Annotated in this window: 23 protein-coding genes; 10 read left to right on the forward strand and 13 right to left on the reverse strand. The window is 30.0% G+C overall.

Annotation, left to right across the window (positions count from 1 at the left end; translation table 11 throughout):
* The first annotated feature begins 305 nt into the window (after positions 1-305).
* Complete coding sequence (locus J2Z44_RS13725) at positions 306-782, forward strand: RNA polymerase sigma factor (protein ID WP_021281997.1); 477 nt, start codon at positions 306-308, stop codon at positions 780-782.
* Complete coding sequence (locus tag J2Z44_RS13730) at positions 779-1216, forward strand: DUF3955 domain-containing protein (protein WP_021281996.1); 438 nt, start codon at positions 779-781, stop codon at positions 1214-1216. Before J2Z44_RS13725 ends, J2Z44_RS13730 begins: the two co-directional genes overlap by 4 nt.
* 141 nt (positions 1217-1357) lie before the next feature.
* Here the strand turns inward: J2Z44_RS13730 and catA are convergent, their stop codons facing one another.
* A complete protein-coding gene (catA, locus tag J2Z44_RS13735) occupies positions 1358-2014 on the reverse strand; it encodes a type A chloramphenicol O-acetyltransferase (RefSeq protein WP_021281995.1) in 657 nt (218 codons plus the stop codon).
* Positions 2015-2139: 125 nt separating this feature from the next.
* Complete coding sequence (locus J2Z44_RS13740; protein ID WP_021281994.1) at positions 2140-4149, reverse strand: methyl-accepting chemotaxis protein; 2010 nt, start codon at positions 4147-4149, stop codon at positions 2140-2142.
* A 536-nt stretch (positions 4150-4685) separates the two neighbouring features.
* Between J2Z44_RS13740 and J2Z44_RS13745 the strand changes: the two genes are divergently transcribed.
* The 4 genes from J2Z44_RS13745 (at position 4686) to J2Z44_RS13760 (ending at position 6199) form a co-directional block, all read left to right on the forward strand.
* Positions 4686-5180, forward strand: coding sequence for a hypothetical protein (locus J2Z44_RS13745; protein WP_021281993.1), 495 nt, complete (start codon positions 4686-4688; stop codon positions 5178-5180).
* A gap of 169 nt (positions 5181-5349) precedes the next feature.
* The gene (locus tag J2Z44_RS13750) at positions 5350-5529 is read left to right on the forward strand and encodes a YvrJ family protein (RefSeq protein ID WP_209649681.1); all 180 of its coding nucleotides are present in this window, start codon (positions 5350-5352) and stop codon (positions 5527-5529) included.
* A gap of 102 nt (positions 5530-5631) precedes the next feature.
* Positions 5632-5856 carry a DUF1659 domain-containing protein gene (locus tag J2Z44_RS13755; RefSeq protein WP_021281991.1) on the forward strand — a complete coding sequence of 75 codons (225 nt, stop codon included), beginning with the start codon at positions 5632-5634 and terminating at the stop codon, positions 5854-5856.
* Between the two features lie 124 nt (positions 5857-5980).
* Positions 5981-6199, forward strand: coding sequence for a DUF2922 domain-containing protein (locus J2Z44_RS13760; protein WP_021281990.1), 219 nt, complete (start codon positions 5981-5983; stop codon positions 6197-6199).
* 78 nt (positions 6200-6277) lie between these two features.
* Here the strand turns inward: J2Z44_RS13760 and J2Z44_RS13765 are convergent, their stop codons facing one another.
* The 5 genes from J2Z44_RS13765 to J2Z44_RS13780 form a co-directional block, all read right to left on the reverse strand.
* Complete coding sequence (locus J2Z44_RS13765; protein WP_021281989.1) at positions 6278-7357, reverse strand: RpnC/YadD family protein; 1080 nt, start codon at positions 7355-7357, stop codon at positions 6278-6280.
* A gap of 237 nt (positions 7358-7594) precedes the next feature.
* On the reverse strand, positions 7595-7738 hold the full coding sequence (locus tag J2Z44_RS13770) for a hypothetical protein (RefSeq protein ID WP_021281988.1): 144 nt from the start codon (positions 7736-7738) through the stop codon (positions 7595-7597).
* A 218-nt stretch (positions 7739-7956) separates the two neighbouring features.
* On the reverse strand, positions 7957-8079 hold the full coding sequence (locus tag J2Z44_RS21855) for a hypothetical protein (protein WP_278245279.1): 123 nt from the start codon (positions 8077-8079) through the stop codon (positions 7957-7959).
* 44 nt (positions 8080-8123) lie between these two features.
* Positions 8124-9917, reverse strand: a complete 1794-nt coding sequence (locus tag J2Z44_RS13775) for an ABC transporter ATP-binding protein (protein ID WP_021281986.1) — start codon at positions 9915-9917, stop codon at positions 8124-8126.
* Between the two features lie 72 nt (positions 9918-9989).
* Complete coding sequence (locus tag J2Z44_RS13780) at positions 9990-10547, reverse strand: GNAT family N-acetyltransferase (protein ID WP_082206870.1); 558 nt, start codon at positions 10545-10547, stop codon at positions 9990-9992.
* Positions 10548-11023: 476 nt separating this feature from the next.
* Here J2Z44_RS13780 and J2Z44_RS13785 point away from each other — a divergent pair, with 476 nt between their 5' ends.
* Positions 11024-11401 carry an FtsW/RodA/SpoVE family cell cycle protein gene (locus tag J2Z44_RS13785; RefSeq protein WP_021281983.1) on the forward strand — a complete coding sequence of 126 codons (378 nt, stop codon included), beginning with the start codon at positions 11024-11026 and terminating at the stop codon, positions 11399-11401.
* A gap of 108 nt (positions 11402-11509) precedes the next feature.
* Here the strand turns inward: J2Z44_RS13785 and J2Z44_RS13790 are convergent, their stop codons facing one another.
* Positions 11510-11884: a DUF3888 domain-containing protein gene (locus J2Z44_RS13790; protein WP_021281982.1), complete on the reverse strand. Its 375-nt coding sequence runs from the start codon at positions 11882-11884 to the stop codon at positions 11510-11512.
* A gap of 599 nt (positions 11885-12483) precedes the next feature.
* On the opposite strand from J2Z44_RS13790, the gene J2Z44_RS13795 reads away from it, so the two are divergent.
* Positions 12484-13407 carry an Rpn family recombination-promoting nuclease/putative transposase gene (locus tag J2Z44_RS13795; protein WP_209649683.1) on the forward strand — a complete coding sequence of 308 codons (924 nt, stop codon included), beginning with the start codon at positions 12484-12486 and terminating at the stop codon, positions 13405-13407.
* 270 nt (positions 13408-13677) lie between these two features.
* Here J2Z44_RS13795 and J2Z44_RS13800 read toward each other — a convergent pair whose 3' ends face one another.
* Entirely contained in the window at positions 13678-13914 is a 237-nt protein-coding gene (locus J2Z44_RS13800; RefSeq protein WP_152513222.1) for a hypothetical protein, read from the reverse strand.
* Positions 13915-14434: 520 nt separating this feature from the next.
* Here J2Z44_RS13800 and J2Z44_RS13805 point away from each other — a divergent pair.
* Positions 14435-14602: a hypothetical protein gene (locus J2Z44_RS13805; protein WP_031270987.1), complete on the forward strand. Its 168-nt coding sequence runs from the start codon at positions 14435-14437 to the stop codon at positions 14600-14602.
* A gap of 432 nt (positions 14603-15034) precedes the next feature.
* Here the strand turns inward: J2Z44_RS13805 and J2Z44_RS13810 are convergent, their stop codons facing one another.
* The 4 genes from J2Z44_RS13810 to J2Z44_RS13825 all read right to left on the reverse strand — a co-directional run bounded on the left by J2Z44_RS13810 (position 15035) and on the right by J2Z44_RS13825 (position 19168).
* A complete protein-coding gene (locus tag J2Z44_RS13810) occupies positions 15035-15670 on the reverse strand; it encodes a chloramphenicol acetyltransferase (protein ID WP_021281978.1) in 636 nt (211 codons plus the stop codon).
* Between the two features lie 475 nt (positions 15671-16145).
* Positions 16146-17276 carry a ribose-phosphate pyrophosphokinase gene (locus J2Z44_RS13815; protein ID WP_209649685.1) on the reverse strand — a complete coding sequence of 377 codons (1131 nt, stop codon included), beginning with the start codon at positions 17274-17276 and terminating at the stop codon, positions 16146-16148.
* A gap of 789 nt (positions 17277-18065) precedes the next feature.
* Positions 18066-18659 (reverse strand): hypothetical protein, encoded by a 594-nt coding sequence (locus J2Z44_RS13820; protein WP_209649687.1) that lies wholly within the window; start codon positions 18657-18659, stop codon positions 18066-18068.
* Between the two features lie 149 nt (positions 18660-18808).
* Complete coding sequence (locus tag J2Z44_RS13825) at positions 18809-19168, reverse strand: hypothetical protein (RefSeq protein ID WP_021281974.1); 360 nt, start codon at positions 19166-19168, stop codon at positions 18809-18811.
* Positions 19169-19779: 611 nt separating this feature from the next.
* Here J2Z44_RS13825 and J2Z44_RS13830 point away from each other — a divergent pair.
* Positions 19780-21558: a penicillin-binding transpeptidase domain-containing protein gene (locus J2Z44_RS13830; protein WP_378109408.1), complete on the forward strand. Its 1779-nt coding sequence runs from the start codon at positions 19780-19782 to the stop codon at positions 21556-21558.
* Positions 21559-21823: the final 265 nt, after the last annotated feature.

The following is a 21823-nucleotide window of genomic DNA, read 5'->3' on the forward strand; positions in this document are numbered from 1 at the left end:
ATCCTCCTAAAAGTTTTTCCATTTACTAAATTAATACAATATATTATAGTGTATTAATTATTATTACTTCTTCCTTATTGAATACCTTTTAGGTATTCCAATAAGGAACCTAACTACAAATGGAATATAACTTTATAGTAAAAATATTTTCAGAGCAGGATTCATAAACTGCTTCTCACTGACATAATCAGTTGCTTGATAACTTCACTGTAAAATCTTTCTTTGTAGAAAAATAAATAAATTTTTATAAAATGTTGTAACAAAATAGTCTTATGATAGTCTTATATATGAAAGGCGGTGAAATTGTGACAGGATTTGAAGAAATATACTCTATATATTTTAAAGATGTATATAGATATGCGTTGTGTCTTTCTAAAAATGAAAGTATTGCAGAAGAAGTAACTCAAGAAACATTTTTTAAAGCATTAAAAAATATTAACAATTTTAAAGGTGACTGTAAGATAAGTGTTTGGCTTTGTCAAATTGCTAAGAACACATATTTTTCATATTTAAAGAAAGAAAAAGGTAGTGATGAAGCTTTTGAGGATTTACAGCTTGTTTTAGATTCTAATCTTGAAAGGGCATTCATTGTTGATGAGAATGCCTTTGAAATTCATAAATTAATTCACAATTTAGAAGAACCATATAAAGAAGTGTTTACTTTACGTTTTTTAGGTGAATTATCATTTTTAAGGATAGGTGAGTTATTTGGTAAAACGGAAAGCTGGGCAAGAGTCACTTATCATCGTGCAAGAATAAAGTTAAAGGAGAAATTGATATGAAGTTATCATGTGAGGTCATTAGAGATTTGCTACCATTGTATTTCGATAAAGTTTGTAGTAATGACAGTTCTTCATTGGTTGAAAAACACTTAGCTGAATGTCCACAATGTATGAAGGAACTTGAAAAACTTAAAATGGATATAGAAAGTCCGAAAATTACAGATGGGGAGGTACAATTAATGAAAAATATTTCAACAAAATGGAAAAAAGACAGAAAATCATCCTTTGCAAAAGGTTCTATGTTGATTTCGGCGTTGGCAGCAATAATTTGTTTTGTTTCTTACAATATTATAGGTGCAGAGGTTTTACCAGACGGTACATTGGTTGAACCCTTCGCACTAATACCAATTGGATATGTATTTCTGTTGGTGTTTATTATTTCTACGATATGTAATCTTATAATTTCAAGGAAACACAAAGCTAACACTTATTAGCACATCCTGGATAATATATATGCTTAGTTCACGTTGCTCTTATATAATCATTAGTTATAGTTTATTAGATTAGTGTTAAAGCATACAAAATTTTAAGGGAAGCCATATGGCTTCCCTTATCTTATAAAATAGTGTAATCTATTAATGTTTTAACCAGCTTTGAGAATTTGATGCTAACTCTTGTACCTCGTTAATAAATCTACTGGTATGGTACCCATCACAAACTGCATGATGAACCTGGATAGACATAGGAATAAATACTTTATTATTCTCCTCAAAATATTTTCCAAGGGTAAATATAGGAGTTAAATAGGTTCCATGATCCTGTATATTAAGATTAAATCCAGTAAAACTCACCCAAGGTATGCAAGATATAGGAAATGTATTAGCTGGTTCATTTAACTTTGGATCAAAGTTCATAATATTCCCGTAGTTTTTATTATCCTCAACATACTTATTATAAAAACCTGAAAAACTCTTGTCATATTCTGTCCAGATATTTGAAAAAGTTTTGGTCTCCTCATGAAAGATAGTGTAATTTGGACTCATACTATCCCAGTATCCTAAATTATTGTTTTCATCAAAGCAAGTGCGGAATTCTTCATGATTATTTATCACAGTTGCAATGATATATATAAGTGTTGGATACAGTTTAAGTTTTGTTATTTTAATATCCTTCAATAAATTTGTTATTTCTATATTTGCTGTGATGCTGTAAGTACACTTAACTGAATTAAAATAGTGTTCAAAATATGGTTTTCTGTCCCATTGATCAATATCTATTAAATTAAATTTCATTATTTTGCCTCCTAAAAATTTTTTAACTTATTTTAGCAGGCTGACTTAATTGAGATAGCCACCTTATTCCCTCCAAACACATATATTTTGTTTGGATTATAACACATATGCCTTAATGAATCAATTTATCTTGTTTTAAACTTACTTAGTTCCTCATTTAAAACCTCTGATAAATTTTGTAGTCCCATAACATAATTATTAAACTCTTCCATTGTAGCATTTATCTCTTCTGTGGAAGCTGATACTTCTTCAGAGGAAGCAGCTGTTTCTTCTGACACCGATGAGATGTTTTGAATTTGACTTACAACTTCTTCTTTTTGATTATTAATCTTTTCAACTTTTTCTTTTATATTTTCAACCTTTTGAATTAAGTTACTTATAGAGCTATATATATCGTTAAATATAATATTTGTATCTTCTACTGTTTTATCCTGCTCTGTAACAATATTTTGAGCTTGCTCCATAGCTTTTACTGCTATATTAGACTTATTTTGGATAGCTTCAACAATTCTTTTTATTTCTTCTGTAGAGTTCTTGGATTGTTCTGCTAGCTTTCTTATTTCATCGGCAACTATAGCAAATCCTCTACCAGCTTCCCCTGCTCTTGCAGCTTCAATAGAAGCATTAAGAGAAAGTAGGTTTGTTTGTTCAGTTATTTGCGTAATGGCCTCTGAAATCTTACTAATCTCCTTAGTACTCTTACTCATATCTTCAACTATTTCAGCAACAGACTGTGTTGTTTCTTTAGTCTCTTCTGATTTATCCATAAGTAGTTTAACCATTTTTAAGCCTTTATTGCTTAAATCTTTAGTATTTAAAGATACCTCATCTATTTCTTTCGTTGAGGTTTCAATGCTATCTATGCCTTGTACTAACTCGTCCATTTCATTAGATGCTTCTTGAGTACTTGAAGCTTGCTGAACCGCTCCATTAGATATTTCTTCTATTGCTCTTGATACTTCTGCCACAGATGCTGTAGTTTCTTCTGTCATTGCAGATAAATTAGTTGCAGTATCTACAACTGTTTGTGAAGATTTTTCAACATTTGATAAGATTTGTGATATATTCTCTATCATAAGATTAAAGTTTTTTGCTAAAACTCCAATTTCATCACCTGATTTTATCTGAACAGTTTCTGTTAAATCTCCCTTAGAAGCTTTAGTCATTACATCTTTTATTTTATTTATATTTACAGTTATTGATCTAGTTACAAAAATTGAAATTCCTGTTGCTATTACAGCAGTAATAATTAATACTATTATAAGAGTTACTAAGATAGATTTTGTATCCTTATTTAACTCTTCCGTTTCCATAGCTCCGAGTATTGTCCACCCAGTAACAGGACTGTTTGTATATACAGCAAACTTATCTTTTCCATTATATTCATAAGTGCTAAAACCATTCTTCTTTTCCATTACTTCCTTCCAAACAGGAAGCTTAGAAAAGGTATCAGTGCCAACTAACTTTTCATCTGGATGGGTTAGAATTAAACCATTTTTATCAAGAATCATGGCATATCCTTCTTCTCCAACCTTTATTTCTGCTGTGCTTTTTGCTAGTGTATCAAAATCTATATCCATAGCAACTACACCAACTACTTGTCCATCTTTTTCTACTGCTTTTGAAATGGACACTGAAGTTTCTCCAGTAGTTGCATCTTTATAAGGGTCACTAAACACAACTTTCCCCTTATTCTCCACGGCATCTTTATACCAGGGTCTTGAAGTTGGATCATAGTCGGCTCCAACTTCAGTAGCTGGATATACATAAAACTTCTTACCAACTGTCCCTATGTATATTGATTCTACATTTGGGTTACTTTCCTTCATACCTTTAAGACTATCCATGAGGTAAGGTAAGGATTCCGGATTGCTATGTATATTAATAAAATTATAGTTATTGGCAAGCATTGTTATATTATTGCCCATAGCCGTAAGCTCTTTATCAATCCCTCTATTTGCTTCTCTTAGTAATTGAGAACTTGAACTCTCTAGTTTTTTAGCTATTATTGACTTAGAATTAAAGTAGGATACTGCTCCAAGAATAATTAGTGGAATAATACAAATACCTAGTAAACTTACAAATAGCTTTGTTCTGATACTTTTAAACTTAAATCCAAACTTCATTTTGCCCATGAAAACTTTTCCTCCCGCTACTTAATTACTATTTAATTTAAATATAATTAAAAAACTAAATAGTAATTTAAACTCACTTTCCCTTATTTTCGTCATTATTTCCTTTAACTTTACACTATTTTTAGTTTTATTTAAATTTATTCATGTTTTTATCCTATATTTCGACATTTGCAACTAAATAAAAATATCGCCTTGAATTTATCACCCTTTCATTTTATTAATTATTATCTACTGAAATTTAACTACTGTTAAATTATTTTTCTCAGTAGTTCATAATATAACCCCTGTATATTTATACACATGATATTGGATATATGATTATAAAGATTTAATGATATCTTTATAATCATATATCGTGAAAAATTCTTTTATTGAAATCTTTAAAATAAGAAAAAAAGATAAGAAGATATAGTGTTTATGCGGGTTCTAAGAACTTTCCATGAAATTCTCACCCTAATTCCCATAAAAAACTCCTCCTTATTACATATATTTATAAAGAAGCAATCTTTATAAATATGTAATAAGGAGATTTTTATATGACTAGAAAAGACTCTAAGAAAACTTTAGAAATAGATGATTTTTCTTCTGACTATGATGTGGAGGAAATTGGTTTTGATAATTTAATTGTGGGCTCCCCTGTGGCAACTTTTAGTTTTAGTGACAACACAGAAGAAGCTAGTAACGGAACCTCTTCTAGTTCCATAGATTTAACTTGTCCAAGCAATTCTTCTAACTATGCTCATAGTGCTACTGAGAGGATAAAAAAAGAAACAGCCTACAATACAATTAATACCTCCAGTGAAATTCTGGATAATCGTAAGGCTAAAGCCGCCCCAAATGGCATTACCCCTCCAATAGATGGTGAACACTTTGATATAAAAAGAGGCTACACCTTTCGTAAATCTACTCTTAGAAAGCTAAATGAACTTAAAGCAGCTCATCCAGATGTTAATGTGTATCTAAGCACAATTATAGATGAAGCTATAAACCACTACTTTAACTATGTATTTCTTGAAAACAACAAAAGATAAAGATTAGTCACATGTTAAATTATGTATATATCTAGCTATGAATCTATTTATAGGTCTATGACATTTTACATAATGGGTTAAAACCCTTTATTGTGACTGATAAAAATATTGCTTTTCACTAAAAACCTTTCCTATTTTTGCATATATGGTTTATGTGGAGGTGATCTAAATGGAAGTAAATGAACTTATTAATCTTATTGGCAACGTGGGCTTTCCTGTAGCCATTAGTGCCTATCTTTTAATAAGACTTGAAAAAAACATAGCTATGTTAACTTCATCTATAAACAAGCTTAACACCATAATTTCAACTAAGCTTGGAGTTGTTATAGACAACACTAACGAAAAATAATTTTTCATTTCTGTAAAACTTCCTTCTAAGTGCATATATATCCTTTGTAAAGATTAATTCATCTTTACTAATACTTTTTATAACCTTAAAGGAGGTGTTCTTATGGCTATTTCTAAAGTTTTAAACTCTGCTACCTTAAGTATTGAGGTTGAAAACGGTACTGACAAAACTGGTGCTACAGTTTACAGAAAAAAGAACTTTTCTGGTATAAAGCTTACTGCTGATCCTCAGAATGTATTTGATGTAGCTGAAGCTATCAAAGTAGTTTTAAAACCTAACACTAGAGACTACTACCTAACTGAAAGCTCAAAGCTTACTACTCCTTAATAGAAGTTAGTTTGCAAAACTAGAGAACTTCAACAACATAAGTTTATTTATTAGATTGTGCTTCTCTAGATTTGTGTTTCTAAGTGAGGATTTACCAAATTCATAAAAGAAAGTAGGTGAAAACATGGAATATTCATTAGCAATGACCTTTGTTACCACTAGTGGTGATAAAGTTTCAATGACTATAACTGACGTAAAGAGCAACATCACTGAAGTTGAAGCTTCTGCTCTTATGGATACCATTATAGCGAAGGATATCTTCCTAACTAAAAGCGGTTCCCTAGCTTCAAAATATGGTGCTCAGCTTACTCAAAGACAAAGCACTAAACTTGATGTACAGTAGCATCATGGCTTTAAAATAAAGAACAGGGTATTTTCAAGATGTATTTTAAACATTCCTTGGAAATACCCTGTTTTTATATTAACTTATAATTTCCTTGGCAATTTCTTTTATTCGCTCTAAATTTAATTCTGTTATCCCTGCTACAAACTCATAACCCATGCCTTCACGAAGTAATTTTCTTGCAATCTCCTCCTTTGCATCATTTGTTCCTTTTTGAATTCCTTTTTCAAACCCTTTTATAATTCCCCTTTTCTCAACCTCAGGGTCATAAAAACTTTTGAACATAACTTCTACCTCCTGGCTTAACCCTTTATAATAATTGTAGGTATCAATGAAGTAATCATTTAAATTCTGTATTACTGATAACATTTCGCTGTAATCTTCTAGGGTAATTTTATCACATTTATATGCCTCACTAATAGCTTCAAGGGTATTTTTTATTGTAGTTAATATATGTACATTAATCTTTTCTACACTTAGCCTTTTCTTTTCTTCTGATTGCTTACTTATCTTTAAGTTCTCCATAAATCTTCTGTAATTAAAAAGCTGCAGTGGATAAAGTAAATACTTATTTTCTTCAAATAGTCTTTGAAGATCGTATTCCCAATATTTTAATACATTGATTTTATAATTGAAGCTTCCTTGCTTAGGAAATTTAATTCTTAAGTTAATCTTATCCTCTAGACCCTTTTCCTTTTCTAAAACTATAAGATAAGGTTCAGGAAAACTGATATCTATAGTATTTTTATTTAATTCCATGGAATTTTTAACTGCCTTATCAAATCCATACCTAAAAATTCTTATGCCCATGTCCTTTTCATATTTAGTTTGAAATTCAATGGCATAATCATATAGTTTATCTTTATAAGTAACTTCAATATATAAATCTGCTCTAAAGCTTAAAAGACCGTTATTTATGTTCCTGTTTAGATTTTCCACATTGGGATAATAAACCTCTGCCTCATATCCAATATCATCACCATAAATTGAATTTAGGAAATCAATAATAGGTTTCTTATTTTTAAGGGTAAACAATCGCTTCATTATGCTATCCATATTTAATGAAGTTTTACCTGAATTTTTACTTGCATCACTTTCATAATTTGAATCTTCTTCTTGAACTAAGGTTATTACATTACCTTGTTTTAAGTAATACATAAATTCACTTCCTATCATTAAATATTATAGACAAAAAATCCATTTTTAAACATATGTTCGCTATATAAGATAAATCTCTACTCTTTCAATTACATTTATTGACACTAGTGGTGATAAGGTTTCAATCTAAGATTGATGAAATAAAAAGCCACTATGAAAATTACTATAGGAGCTGTGACTCTGGAGTAATTTTCTCAGTGGCTTGAATGTTTTCCACTGATAGATTTAAAATTAAGTTTAAACATCAATGATAAGCATACCTTCTTGTCCAATTTCAAAATAAGATATGAGTCTACCCTCTTTATCTACTGAAAATGCTCCTCCAAAATAATATTCATCAAGATAATTTGTAGCCAAAGTAATAGCATTAGTTTTTTTCATCTGCTCTAGGTATTCTCTAAATACTTCCCTTTCCCATATTTCTTTGATATTTGTCTCTGGATAAAGACATCTTGCAAAAGGGAAAAATAAATACTCAACACTTTCTTCTCTTACTTTGCTTACAAGTTCTTCTTCAAATAAATCACCACAAATTAAGAAACAAATGGAGCTGCCTTCATTTTATTCCTCCCTAAAAAAATTTACTAATCTTCTTATGTTTAAAAAAATATAGATGCCTGCCCAAATAAACCATCTAAATCTGACACTTGAACATCTAAAAAGTTCTTATTTTCAGGCAACAATTCATTTGGAACAGAAACCTGAACAAAATATGCTGTCATACTGCAATCCTTACAATATTCTTCAACTTTGTTTACTTTATAAACTATGCATACCACTTGCTTTGAGCCCTATACATCTCTGCATATTTCCCATTTTTACTTATAAGTTCTTCATGGGTACCTATTTCACTTATGCCCCCATTATCTAGTACCACAATTCTATCTGCTATTTTGGCAGAACCTAATCTGTGCGTTACAATTATGGCTGTTTTACCTTTACACATGTCTACAAATTTATTATAAATCTTAGTTTCCTCAATTGGATCTATGGCTGCAGTAGGCTCATCTAAAACAATAGTGTTGTAATTCCTATAAAAACCCCTTGCAATTGCTATTCTTTGCCATTGTCCACCGGATAAGTCTATCCCATCAAACTCTCTAGAAAGCATGGTGTCATAGGAATCTATAAACTTTTCCTCATCTATAATTAAATCTGCTTTATTTAAGGCACTATTTAATCTTTCACTATTAACATGGCCATTCTTCCCAATATCACTAATAGCTATATTTTCACCAAGAGTCATTTTATATCTTTGATAGTTCTGGAAAACAGCAGATACATTTTTATATAAGGATTTCATAGAAGCTTTAGAGGTTTCCACCTTCCCTAACGTCACAATACCACTGCTAGGAGAAAATAGTCCTAGCATAAGTTTTACTAAGGTACTTTTTCCTGAACCATTTTCACCAACAATAGCAATGGTTTCTCCCGGCTTAACTTCTAAACTAATATTGCTTAATGCTTCCTTTTCTGCTCCTGGATATTTAAAGGAAACCTGTGTGAGAGTTATTCCTGTAGCTTCATTAGAAGCTATATCTTCCCCTCCTCTTTCAGGCATTTCTAAAAACTTCACTAACCCTTTTACATTACCTAAATTTTCCGTAATGGCTCCTACGTGTCTGCAAATTATTTCTTCCATGATATGAAACATACTGCCAATAGATGCAAATACCGCACCAAAGGCCCCCACAGTAATTTCCCCTCTTATTAAAGCAATTACAAGTAAATATAAAATGCCCAAATATCCTAAAAGTGTTATTGCCTTCATTGTAAGTTCCATAATTCCAGAGGTTTTTTCTGCCTTCCAAATCTTCTTATTTAATGAATCAATAGCTGATAAATATAACGATTTAAAATACTTAAAAGCTCCAAGAAGCCTTGTTTCTTTAAAATATTCCTTATCAATAATACATCTTTCATAGTACTGGAATTCTCTTCTTATAGGTGCCGATTCATCAGAAAGCTTTGTAAATACCTTAAGCCTTAAAAATTGAGTAAGTGCTACTGGTATAAATATAATTACCAGTGATATTGCCAGTATTGGCTTTAAACTATAAAGGTAAATTCCCATGACTAAAAAGTATGGAATATAGTAGGTTAAAACAGTTGAAATTATAAACACTAAATACATGCTATTAAGCAAGCCCTCATTAGCCTTGTTTATGGCATCTAAATTAGAGGGAACTTCAAAGGTTAATGCATCAAGTTTTCCGGCTTTTTCGTTAATTTTCCCTGCAATATTACTTTGAACTCTAAAACTTATATCATCAGGAGTAAAATTAGCAACACCATTTAATATTTGATTTATTATCAAAGTGGCACCTAAAGCCAATACCATTAGTAGTACTTCTTTAAAACTCCCTTTGTTGCTCACTGCATTGGCAATGGCATCAAAAAACTTTTGAGTCATAATAACAGTAACCACATGAGATATTCCGTGTAATATTGACAACAAATTATCCACTATAAAATATACAGGACAAGTCTCGAAAATCATGGGGAGTACAGTTTTTAGTATTTTATAAAGAGATATATTATCCTTCTTCTCGCCCATCATAAATACCAACTCCTTTGGCTTACTGTTGTCTATATAAAAGCTTTTATATAGAACTCCTCCTTAAAATATATTTTAAAAATTATAATTGTTCTTCTTATGGAAATGTAAAATTAATTTTGAGTATTTATTAGTAATTAACTCCTTATCTATTCTATACTTAATACTTTTATTGTTATATTCCTCTATAGAAAACCCTGCTTTATCCAGAATACCTTGCATTCTTGTATTTAATTTACTTGTATAAGTATAAATGTTATTTAAATTTATCCCTTCTACTTTCACTAAGAAATAGCATATCAGCCGTGCTATTGTAAACCCATCTCCTTGATATTTGGGATCAATAATTAGGTCTTCTATGCATAATGAATTATTTTCATAGTGTAAGCTATATGCTAAGTAACCCTTTAAAATATTATCATTGCTCATCAAAATGTATCTTGTCCCATTTTTTAACCTTAACTTAAAGTTTTCGTACCATAAATTAAAGTCTTCCTCCTTTGAAGTATCAGATGGAATTATAGTCGTCATAGCTATATAGGTTAGCTCAAAGATTTCATTTATAACCTTGCTATCTGGCATTTTCCCACTGGATATACTTGCTTCTTTAGGGTATTCATTAAATAACAACATAAAACCTCCTACATTGTCCTTTTAAAGTTGACCTTAAACTTATATTAATAATATGTTTCTTTAAACTTTTAATGCTAGTTATAAAGGATTTATTTTATATTTTACTTAATTTATACACAAGGCAATAAACAGCTAAGACTTCAACATAATGAAGGCTTTAGTTTTTAACTGCTTATCTATTAATTGGGGTAGTAATTTAGACACATAACAATAAGCCACTGAGAAAATTACTCCAGAGCTTAAACCTCCTGAGTGTTTTCTTCGTGGCTTTATTATTTAGTAAGTATATTATCTTAAAAACATTGTAATACTGAAATTTAATCTCTTATTAAGAATGTTCCGCACTAAACATTTTTTACTTATATACCACTTCACATTCTTCAAATACTACTAACATATCCTGGGAAAATTCCATATTAAATTCTTTCAGTTGTCTTGTGAAGAAGTCTATATGTACCTTTGGGAATGGATTCACCATGAAACCTAAGATCATTCCTAATCTTCATACTGATTTTCTTTTTACTTATATAGTCTATACCTTTGGTTGGATTGCAGCTGCTATTTTAATTACACTAATTGTAGTATTTATTCTAAAAATCATTACTGTAGCAAAGGTTACTAAGAATGCTTACGGAAAGCTCATAGTTTCTGGTTTTATTGCAGTTTTAACTACAGAGTTTTTACTTAACATTGGAATGAACTTTGGAATTGCTCCCATTGTTGGTATCAGTCTTCCTTTTATGAGTTTTTGGTGTTCCCAGTTACTTATTAATATGACTATAGTAGGGCTAATTTTAAGTGTTTACAGAAGAAAAGACCTAACTCATAATATGGCTAAGAGTGAAGTAATTTAACTTATTTTTTCCCAAAACACTAACGCTTGTAATTTTGCAGGCGTTAGTCTTCCTATAGTCTTTACTCACTCTATAGATTAGCACATTATAAGAAAATACAAACAGCATTTATTCTTCATTGTGACTAAAACTAATTACTTTAGTACCCATAGGACTTGTTAGCACAGTAACAGTTTCAATACCTCCTGGTGGATTATGAGCACCTGTAAAAGTTTCAACCTGAACTATTATTTCATATTCAAATTTTTCAGGTGTCTTTTTAATACTTATAATTTTTGCATCATATAGATCAAATTGTTTAGAGTATCCATAATACTCATCCACTGAATTTGAGATATATGGGTATAAAAAACATAGCAAACTTCCTTTATATAATTCTTGCTGGATTATATCCTTATCAATGTTAGTAGAAATATCTTTTGAATAAACATTCTTAGGAATTAAACATATCATTAATAACACTAAAACAATTAATTTTTTCATAAAATCACTCCTTATTGCAATATAGTTTAAGTAATAAGGAATTAATTTATTAGAAGTTCAGAATATTTTACTTGAACGTAGAGAAAGCTTTAATCAAAATAGTCTAACAGTTAAAATAGCTTTAGATTTTATGTGACATGGCAATAAACCACTGAGATAACTAACCAAAGCTTGCAGCTCCTTGATGTTATCTTAGTGGTTTTATCTTTTAGTAGCTATATTGAGCTTTAAAACATTGAAATACTGTGATTAAGTCGTTTATGTTCTCTGCTCATAAATTTAAAATTAAGTTTAAACATCTACCATTAGCATACCTTCTTGTCTAATTTCAAAATAAGATATGATTCTAACCTCTTTATCTACCCCAAATTTTCTTAAAATATTGTTAGTCCAGCTAAGACTTGAGTGCAGTGAAATCTTTAGATGTGTAGTGTCTACAGATAATGCTCCTCATAGTTGCTACTCACATTTTCTTAAACTATTCCAAATAGATGCAAAGTATTAATTTTACATATCTTAAAAAATTTTGAACATATGTTTGTATATCCGTTATTTTCCTGTCAACACTATAGATATACCTTATGGAAAGGACTGATTCTATGCAGTATAATAGTATTATGGAAGGTTATTTCATAAAAGAAGATTCAAATAAATATGAAGATTTTTTGTTGAAACCTAAAAATGATTTTGTGTTTAAAAAGATTTTTGGTGATGTAAAAAACAAAGACTTATTAATTTCTCTTTTAAATTCTATTCTAAGCGATAAAGTTAATGATGTAACAATTTTAAATTCTGAATTACCTAAAGAGAACATTGAAGATAAAAAAAGTGTTTTAGATGTAAGAGCTGTAACAGATGCCGGTTATCACATAGATATAGAGATTCAAGTTTTAAGAACTGTTTCTATGCCAGAAAGAAGCCTTTATTACTGGTCAAAGCTCTACATAGAACAAATTGCTGTGGGTGAAAGTTACAAAAAACTTAAGAAGACCATAGCCATTAACATTGTTGATTATGACTGTATAAATACTAACAAATATCATAATATATTTCATATTATGGAAGATGAAACAAAGCTAAAGTTAACAGAGGTTCTAGAAATTCACTTTATTGAACTGAGGAAGCTTAAAAATATTAATACTATAGATAAATTGTCTCAGTGGATGAATTTTATAAAAGGCGATTCAAAGGAGGTTATTTTAGAAATGGCTAAGGTAAATAGTGACATAGAAAAAGCTTATGATATTTTGAGAACTATGAGTCAAGATAGGGAGACTCGTGCCCTCTACCTTTCAAGAGAAATGGCTCTTCATGATGAAGCAACTAGACGTGAGGAAGCTTTGGAAGAAGGTGTTGAAATAGGAAGAACTACTCTTTTGATAAAGCTGCTAAAAAAAAGGTTTAAGGATTTTTCAAAGGATATGGAAGAAAAGATAAAAAAACTTCCAGAAGATAAATTTGAGGTTTTATCTCTTGACATTTTTGAATTGAAAACTATAGAAGATATCTATAAATATATCTAGGCGAAAATATATAACTGCAGTAAATCTAGCTGCAGTTTCTTTATTTTACTAATTTGACATTAAATAAAAATCCACTTCATTACATTACTTGTAAACATATTAAAATGCTTATAAAAACTAATTAAGCTATCATCACATTGCTTCTATTTCATCTTCAAATTTTACTAAAACATCATCAGCTCCTACCCAACCAATAAATAACATTTACTGTTATTCTTTATAAAAGCTTTTAGGCATCTGAAAATAAATAACAAGTCAAAGATGTGAATACTATTTTGTGTTCACAAGCAAGCTTGTGTTCACAAGCAAGCTTGTGCAGACAAGGAAACAGGTTCCGCAGATAGTTGAGCTATCAAAGGGTTCTGTTGACGCAGTATAGCACAAAATAGACGAGCATATTGACTCACTTATTTTTTGAAGATGCCTTATATGAAAAAACCCCTTGTCATCTGGCATTTTCTCACTAGTTATACTTGCTTCTTTAGGGTATTCATTAAATAACAACATAAAACCTCCTACATTCTCCTTTTAAAGTTGACCTTAAACTTATATTAATAATATGTTTCTTTAAACTTTTAATGCTAGTTATTAAGGGTTTTATTTTATATGTTTTACTTAACTTAGGACAAGGCAATAAACAGCTAAGACTTCAACATAATGAAGGCTTTAGCTGTTAATTTCCTCACTATTAGTTGAGGTAAATTTTTAAGACCTATAAAATTAAGCCACTGAGAAAACTCCGTAAGGGCTTGTGGCTCCTTGGTATTTTCTTAGTGGCTTCTTATTTTAGTAAGTATACTAAGTTTTAAAACATTCAAATACTATAATTAAGTCACTTCTTAAGAAAGTAGCGACTTAACTAATCCTATATTAAAGCTTACTAACATTTTAAAAACACTATATTTAAAGAAATAATTATGATATACTTATTCGGTAAAATAATCCGTAGAAGTGGATGGCTACGGTGGTTGTACGTTTTCCACCTTGGGCTATTGGTGAAGTCTCATCATAGCTTAAGGGGGTGGTATTGGATATGCCAGAACTAGTGGTAAAAAGTATAGTCATTGTTTATATTATCAAAATGATATTAAAACATAATCTTTTTATTTCGACTCTAAAAATCAAGGTTAAACTTCTTGGTTTAGACATAGAAATTAGTAGCAAAGAGAAAAAGCACCCATCCGACAAAGAATAGTGCTTTCATCTCTTATTTAACGTAAATTCAGTTAAAAATCCAATAGCCCTAAAACTAAAAACGTTCTAGGATAGCTTAGTGTTAGCGCACTAAGCTTTTCTTATTTATATTATATCATAGACTCTTTGAAAATAAACCTATAATTTTTTATAATTTCATTTATCATATTGCATTGAATCTAAATCAATCTCATTATTAGATACTTGCCCACTCATCATTCTTTGTATGTATTTATCATTACACATTACTACTCTTTCTTGTAAATCCTACTGTAATATTCGTAAGGTAACTTTTTTACCATATAACATACTCTCCCCCCTATGGTTACTTTCTTGTAATATATAAATCATTAAATTCATTATCAAAAACTACAACAATACTTCGCATTCATTTACATTTATGTAGTAAATTGCAATAGAATTACTATTGTAATTACAGATATTCTGAAGGATTGTTCAAAATTTCTTGAAAAGCATTAAAAAATTGTCCAACATGTATTCCGTCAACTAATGCATGATGTGCCTGTACAGAAAGTGGCAACTTAATTTTTCCGCCTTCTTCAAAGTACTTCCCCCATGATATCCTTGGTATACTGTCAACTGGTTTCATATGAATTGGATGAGTAATACTAGTAAATGTAACCCAAGGAACACTTGTTACATACAATAAATCATCACGCCCAGGTTCATCTTCTATACTAATATTATTTTTTACCTTCTCAATTTCGTTTAGTGTATTGTTTTTAAACCTCTTAAATTCCTCTGTAAAGTTTGATGTACAGAAACTAAATACTTCCTCCTGTGCCATTACAGTAAAAGAAGGGCTTACAATTTCATGTTCAATAACCTTGTCTTCCCTTATCCTAAATCTAAATTCTTTTATACTATTCGCTGTCTTTGTAGCAGTATATAATAGTGATATAAAAAATGGTAGTTCTTTTTCTATTATATATTTGTAAAAATTAGAAATATCAAGGTTTCCACAAATACTAAAATGCGGATAATCTAATTGTTTAAAGTAATTATAATGGTCTTTTCTCTTCCAATTTTCTATGTCTATATATTTCATTAACTTTGTCACCCTCCATTAGAATTTTAAAATCTGCTGATGAACAATATTTCATTAGTCTGACTTTAAATAAAAACTTCTACGTTATTATACTAATCCTATTTTACCATGACTCATTATAACAATATATCCATTAAATCCAATTAGTTGAAGGTAAATAAAAAATCCAGTACAATTTCTTGCTACGACTTAAACAATGTAAAAGCTTTTTCTGGAAATTACCTACCAATTATTTATGTCAAAATTTTAAGATACATATGAATAAGCCACTGAGAAAACTACTCAAGGACTTGTGTTTCCTTCATATTTTCTTAGTGGCTTCATCTTTTAGTAAGGATATTAGGTTTTAAAATATTCAAATACTATAATTAAGTCGCTTCTTAAAAATCAGCTCACAAACCATTATGCTAACACCAATATCCCCTTATCCGGCCATATAGTTATCTCTGTTATTACTTTATACTATACAGCTTTGTTAATTAAATAATTTGCTAATACTTTCAGTAGCATCTAATAAATGTGCTATTGAGGTTCCTTTATTTAGGCAGTCTATTACATTAGCAATAAAACCAGAAAGGTCAACCTCATTCAACCATTTTGCTTCTTTTACATCATTAGGTATATAACTTAAATTAGTTGAGTATACCTTTTCAATTAAGCCAGACTCATAAAATTTATTAAATTTTGCAACACCCTCTGTGAATAGTGCGAAGGTTGTTGCTATAAATATTTTATTTGCCCCACGTTTTTTCACTTCCATTACAATATCAAAAATCGATTCACCAGAAGAAATCATATCATCAATAATTAATATATTTTGACCTTCAATATTTCTTCCCATATACTCATGCTGTACAATGGGATTCTTGCCTGATACTACTTTAGAATAATCCCTTCTCTTGTAGAATAACCCTATATCAAGCCCTAAAACACTAGAATAATATATAGCTCTATCCATTGCACCAGTATCTGGACTTATAACAAGAAATTTATTTTTATCTTTAATAAGTTCTCCTTCTTCATTAATTATAGCTTTAACGATTTCATATGTAGGATATAAGTTATCAAATGATATTAGTGGTATAGAATTTTGAACATTAGGATCATGGGCATCAAAAGTAATAATATCGTCAACACCAAGCCTCTCAAGTTCTTGTAAAGCAATAGCACAATCTAAAGATTCTCTCCCTTTTCTCCTATGTTGGCGGCTAGAATACAAAAGTGGCATGATTACAGTTATTTTTTTTGCCTTCCCACCTAATGCTGATAAAACTCTCTTAATATCTTGAAAATGATCATCAGGACTTTTATGATTCTTAAAACCATGCATTTCATATGTACAACTATAGTTACCAACATCACATATAATATATATATCCTTCCCTCTAACTGTATCTTCTAAAACAATTTTTCCTTCACCATTTGAGAATCTAATCTCCTTAACAGGTATCAGAAAGCTTTTCTGAACAGAGTTTGTATGATCTGTATTAATTCTCTGTCCAATTAAATAGTTGTTTATTTTTTCACATAGCTCCCTACTACTCTCTAATCCTATTATCCCTATTTGTCCATAAGATACTACACTTTGTTTTGAATATGTTTTCATACAATTGTCGAGTATACACTCGACTTTCACCTCTCTTTCATTAGTATGTGAGTGGGCTAAGTCTATCGCCCCTCACAAAATCCAACTACCCTACTAAGGCATTAGGTTCTTCATATAATTCTTAAATTACGTTCCAATAATAAGATATATCTTTGGTGCTACAATATTATACTAACGCCACTTAATTCATAAGAAAAGTGTATCACACTTACCATTTTATTGCATTTGTTTCCAAAATACTTCCGTTAACTTTTATTTATAATATCGTATTATTCAACTTTCAAAGACCATTTATGTCACACTTTTATCAACTTTCTATAGTAATTGATTTTTCTTTGATTTCCGATTGCACCAACAAAAATTGTAATTAAAGCCCCCAAAAATACATACCTGTAAAAAAATTCGGGTATCCTTTGATTTAATAAACCCAGGGCAATCATCAATATAAGGTTTAGAATGCATATAATAAGACCTATTTTTGAAACCTTATTTATTACTACCTCACTCCCTAAATAAAAATATGCATTATATTATAGTTGTTCACAATACTTTACTAATTTGACCTTAAATAAAACTTCTAAATCTATCTATCAACCTAATTTTACCATATAATTACAGTAGTAATATACATATACTTTTAGTTGCATGAATGTGAAATAAAAATAAAAGCCAATCTACAGCTGGTAGTTTTTGCTGTAATCATGCTCCCAAGCTTTAACAGGTTTAACTTTTTAATATATTAGATTATTCTTATCATTCAAGAAATTATTAATCATCATTCTCTTTATCTCATTTTTTTATTTGAGTTGAATTTCCAACCTTTGCATCAAAGTTAATTGGAAGGTATTTTTCATCAATTATCTTTTTATAGTTTATATCAGAAAAATAATTACAAAAATTAATTCCTACATAAATTAATCTATTATTTTCTTTGTCAGCCAAAGCATAAATATACCCAGTATCGTTTGCACTAACTGCACTTACTGGATAATTAAATCCAGTTGAACCATATATAAGATAATCTTTATCGGAATTTAACTTTGATAACCTCTCTGTTTCTTTGATAAAATCCTCATCACTGCATGTATATACAAGGTATAATACAATGTTTGGGTCAAATGGATTATAGTAGTAATAACAAAAATCTTCAACCTTTGCCGAATCAGGAGTACTTTCGGGAAATATATCAATGTTATTCTTACCATTATAGCTGAACCATCTAACATAATTTTGTCTATACTTGCCATTATCACCAAAATGCTTATTATAATCTCGTATGTTAGTAGTTTTATCTCTTTCTACCCATATTGCACAAAAGGTAAGGGGCAACGCAATAATTATTACAATAAAAAAACTTAATATGATCTTTGTTTTCTTTTTCATCTACTTATTCTCCTTTTAAAAATTGTATTTTTTCATCGGTGTTAGGATTATTCAAATTTTTATCCATTATGACTTTTACCTCCAATTAATTACTTGTAACCCACATTTGTTATAGTTAAACACATTATAAGAAAACTGAGTGTTTGATTTTATATTCTCACTTTGCGGTAGACAATCTGTAGTAATAAAATTAGGGTAACAGAAAATCCTATAATACTAATTTGGGTATCATAATTATGATAATGATAGGTTAATGCTTGTTGCATTGACATAAACCATAAAAATAATGGTATTAATAATAATAGAATATTCACAAGAAGGAGTCTTGTCTTTCTTATATAAAAACTAATTGTTATTAAACATAGTATTAATAATATAGTTGCAGTTTTCAATTCATCATCAGTTATATTCACTGGTATATCACTTGATATAATCATTTTATATACCCAAACAGTAAATATAAATACATTTACGCATATTCCTAAAGAAATATCTATTGCCTTTTTCACTTTATAAAATCACCCTTTTAATTTATTATTGTTTATTTATAGCCTCAATTCCTTGTATTTATTATAACATAAATTAAATAAAATGTAATAACTATACATTTACACCAATTTAAAACATAGCCTAAACTTAATTTCTTTCTAAAAAGAAAGGGAGTGTCGCAAAACTACTTGAAAAAATAGTTTTGCGACACTCCCTTTAAACTCATCATTATTTACTAGTTTCATCTTAAATTAACTGTTCTATATTCCTTCATTAACTGTGTTTTACTATATAGTTACTGTAATAATATATCTAAAACTTCTGAGTGATTAATTTTAAAAATATAATTTAAACAGCATGAAGTGCAGCTTCTTTGGAATCACCACTGAATAATCGCCTTTCACGGCTATCTATGATTAATATTCCCCTTGATGAAATAGGGGTTGTACATGTAATTTAGAAATGAATTTGATAATAACTCCTATCTATGGAATCTGTTTTCTTGCCAGCACAAGCTTGCTTGTAAAGTTAAAACTTTTTCACTTTTTTCACTTATTATTGTTTTCTAATGCCTTAATTTAAAAATAACTGTTATAATAAAATATAAATATATGACTTTGTATACTGGACGGTGATTAATTTGAAAAAAACTCAAAAAATTACGGCACAAGGTAAGCTTAGACTGACTTCTGTCTTTTGCATACTTACTCTTATTTTTACTCTACTTCTGTCTAGATTATTTTATATAATGGTAAATAAATCTAAAACCTATAAAGCCCTGGCACAATCACAGTGGACAAACCAAATGAAGCTTTCTCCTAGAAGGGGAAATATATTAGATAGAAATGGTAATAAGCTTGCAGTAACAGTTGATGAATATAGAATAGAATTAGATTTTGTTACCTTAAACCAGACTCTTAAGGAAAAGAAGATGACATTAGATGAATTAGTCCCAAAGCTTTCAACTATCTTGGGTATGAAGGTTGAAGATATCAATGGAATATTTAATAAAAAACTTGATAACGGGGATCCTATAACCTCAGCAATTCTAAAAAGAAATGTAGAAAAAGCTCCTGCTGATGAACTTAAAGCACTTGGTTTAAGAGGCATTATAATATCTCCAGAACTTGAAAGGTTCTATCCAAATAATAATTTACTATCTCAAGTTATAGGTCACACAGATTATGATGGGAAGGGTATTACTGGAGTTGAGTTTAACTATGGTAAAGAACTTGAGGGTATGTTAGGCCTTAAAGGATTTCAATCAGATATTACTGGAAATGAACTTCCCTATGATTCTTTTAATGTAAATGCAATTAATGGTGAGGATGTTGTTCTGACCATTGATCAATACATACAACTGCTAGCTGAAAAAGCTGCTGAAAAAGCCCTTAAAGATAATAAAGCTAAATCAGTTTCTATAACTATTATGGACCCTAATAATGGAGAAGTACTAGCCATGACAAATAAACCAGACTATAATCTAAACGCCCCTTGGGAAGTTGGCTCTACTTCAGAGGAAATTCAAAATGCTTGGAAAAACAATGCGATACAAAGTGCCTTTGAACCAGGCTCCATCTTTAAAGCCATCACTGCTGCAGCCGCTTTAGAAAACAACTTAGTTGATGAGAATTATAAATTTAGTTGTAATGGAAGTCTTAAGGTTGCTGGCCAAACCATATATTGTTGGGAAAGAAATGGACATGGTGAAGAAAACCTAGTTGATATTTTAAAGAACTCCTGTAATGTTGGTTTTATGGAGCTCGGTGAAAAAATTGGTAAAGATAAATTACTAGAGTTTGCTAAAAAAATGGGATTTGGTGAAAAAACGGGAATTGATTTACCTGGTGAGTCTACCGGAATTCTTTCAGAAGGTGGCTCTATAGGACCTGTTGAACTTGCTACCATGTCTTTCGGACAAGGAATAGCTGTTACTCAAGTTCAATACTTAGCTGCTTTTAATGCCATAGCCAATGGAGGAAACTTAATAACTCCTCATATAATGAAAGATGTTGTACGTTATGAAAATGGCACAAAAGTTGTAGATAAGGAATATGAACAAACTAATCCAAAGAAGGTTATAAGTGATACAACTTCTGCTAGATTAAGATCAGCTCTTGAAAAAGTTGTAACAGAAGGAGTAGGAAAACCTGCTTTTGTAGAAGGCCTTCATATTGGTGGAAAAACAGGTACAGCTCAAAAATCCAACTCCTCTACAGGTAAATACGAATCAGAAAAGTATATAACCTCCTTTGCTGGTATGGCTCCTGTAGATAACCCTAAAATAACAATGCTAATAACTATAAATGAGCCTGATCCATCAAAATATTATGCTGCTCAAACTGCAGCTCCTGTAGGTAAAACTTTGTTTACTGATATTATGAATTACTTAAACAGTAAGGCTCCATAACATTAATCATTAGGCATTAGTATATTTAGTCTTAATGAAAGCCGTACAATTTGTTAGTTGTACGGCTTTTTCAATATCAACTCATAGTTTCTTTAGCTATTTCCTTATATGATCTATACTTAATTCTGCTCTATGATATAAATTAATAATTCACACCTTTTCGAGGTAACCGGATTAACCCCTTCGTTTTGGACAAAACCTAATAAATTCTTCGATTTTCTTAGATTTACACTCTTATCTGAATATTAGTTGTATCCTCTCCAAA

Origin of the sequence: Clostridium punense (assembly GCF_017874425.1) — a bacterium.
Classification (GTDB): Bacteria; Bacillota; Clostridia; order Clostridiales; family Clostridiaceae; genus Clostridium_J; species Clostridium_J punense.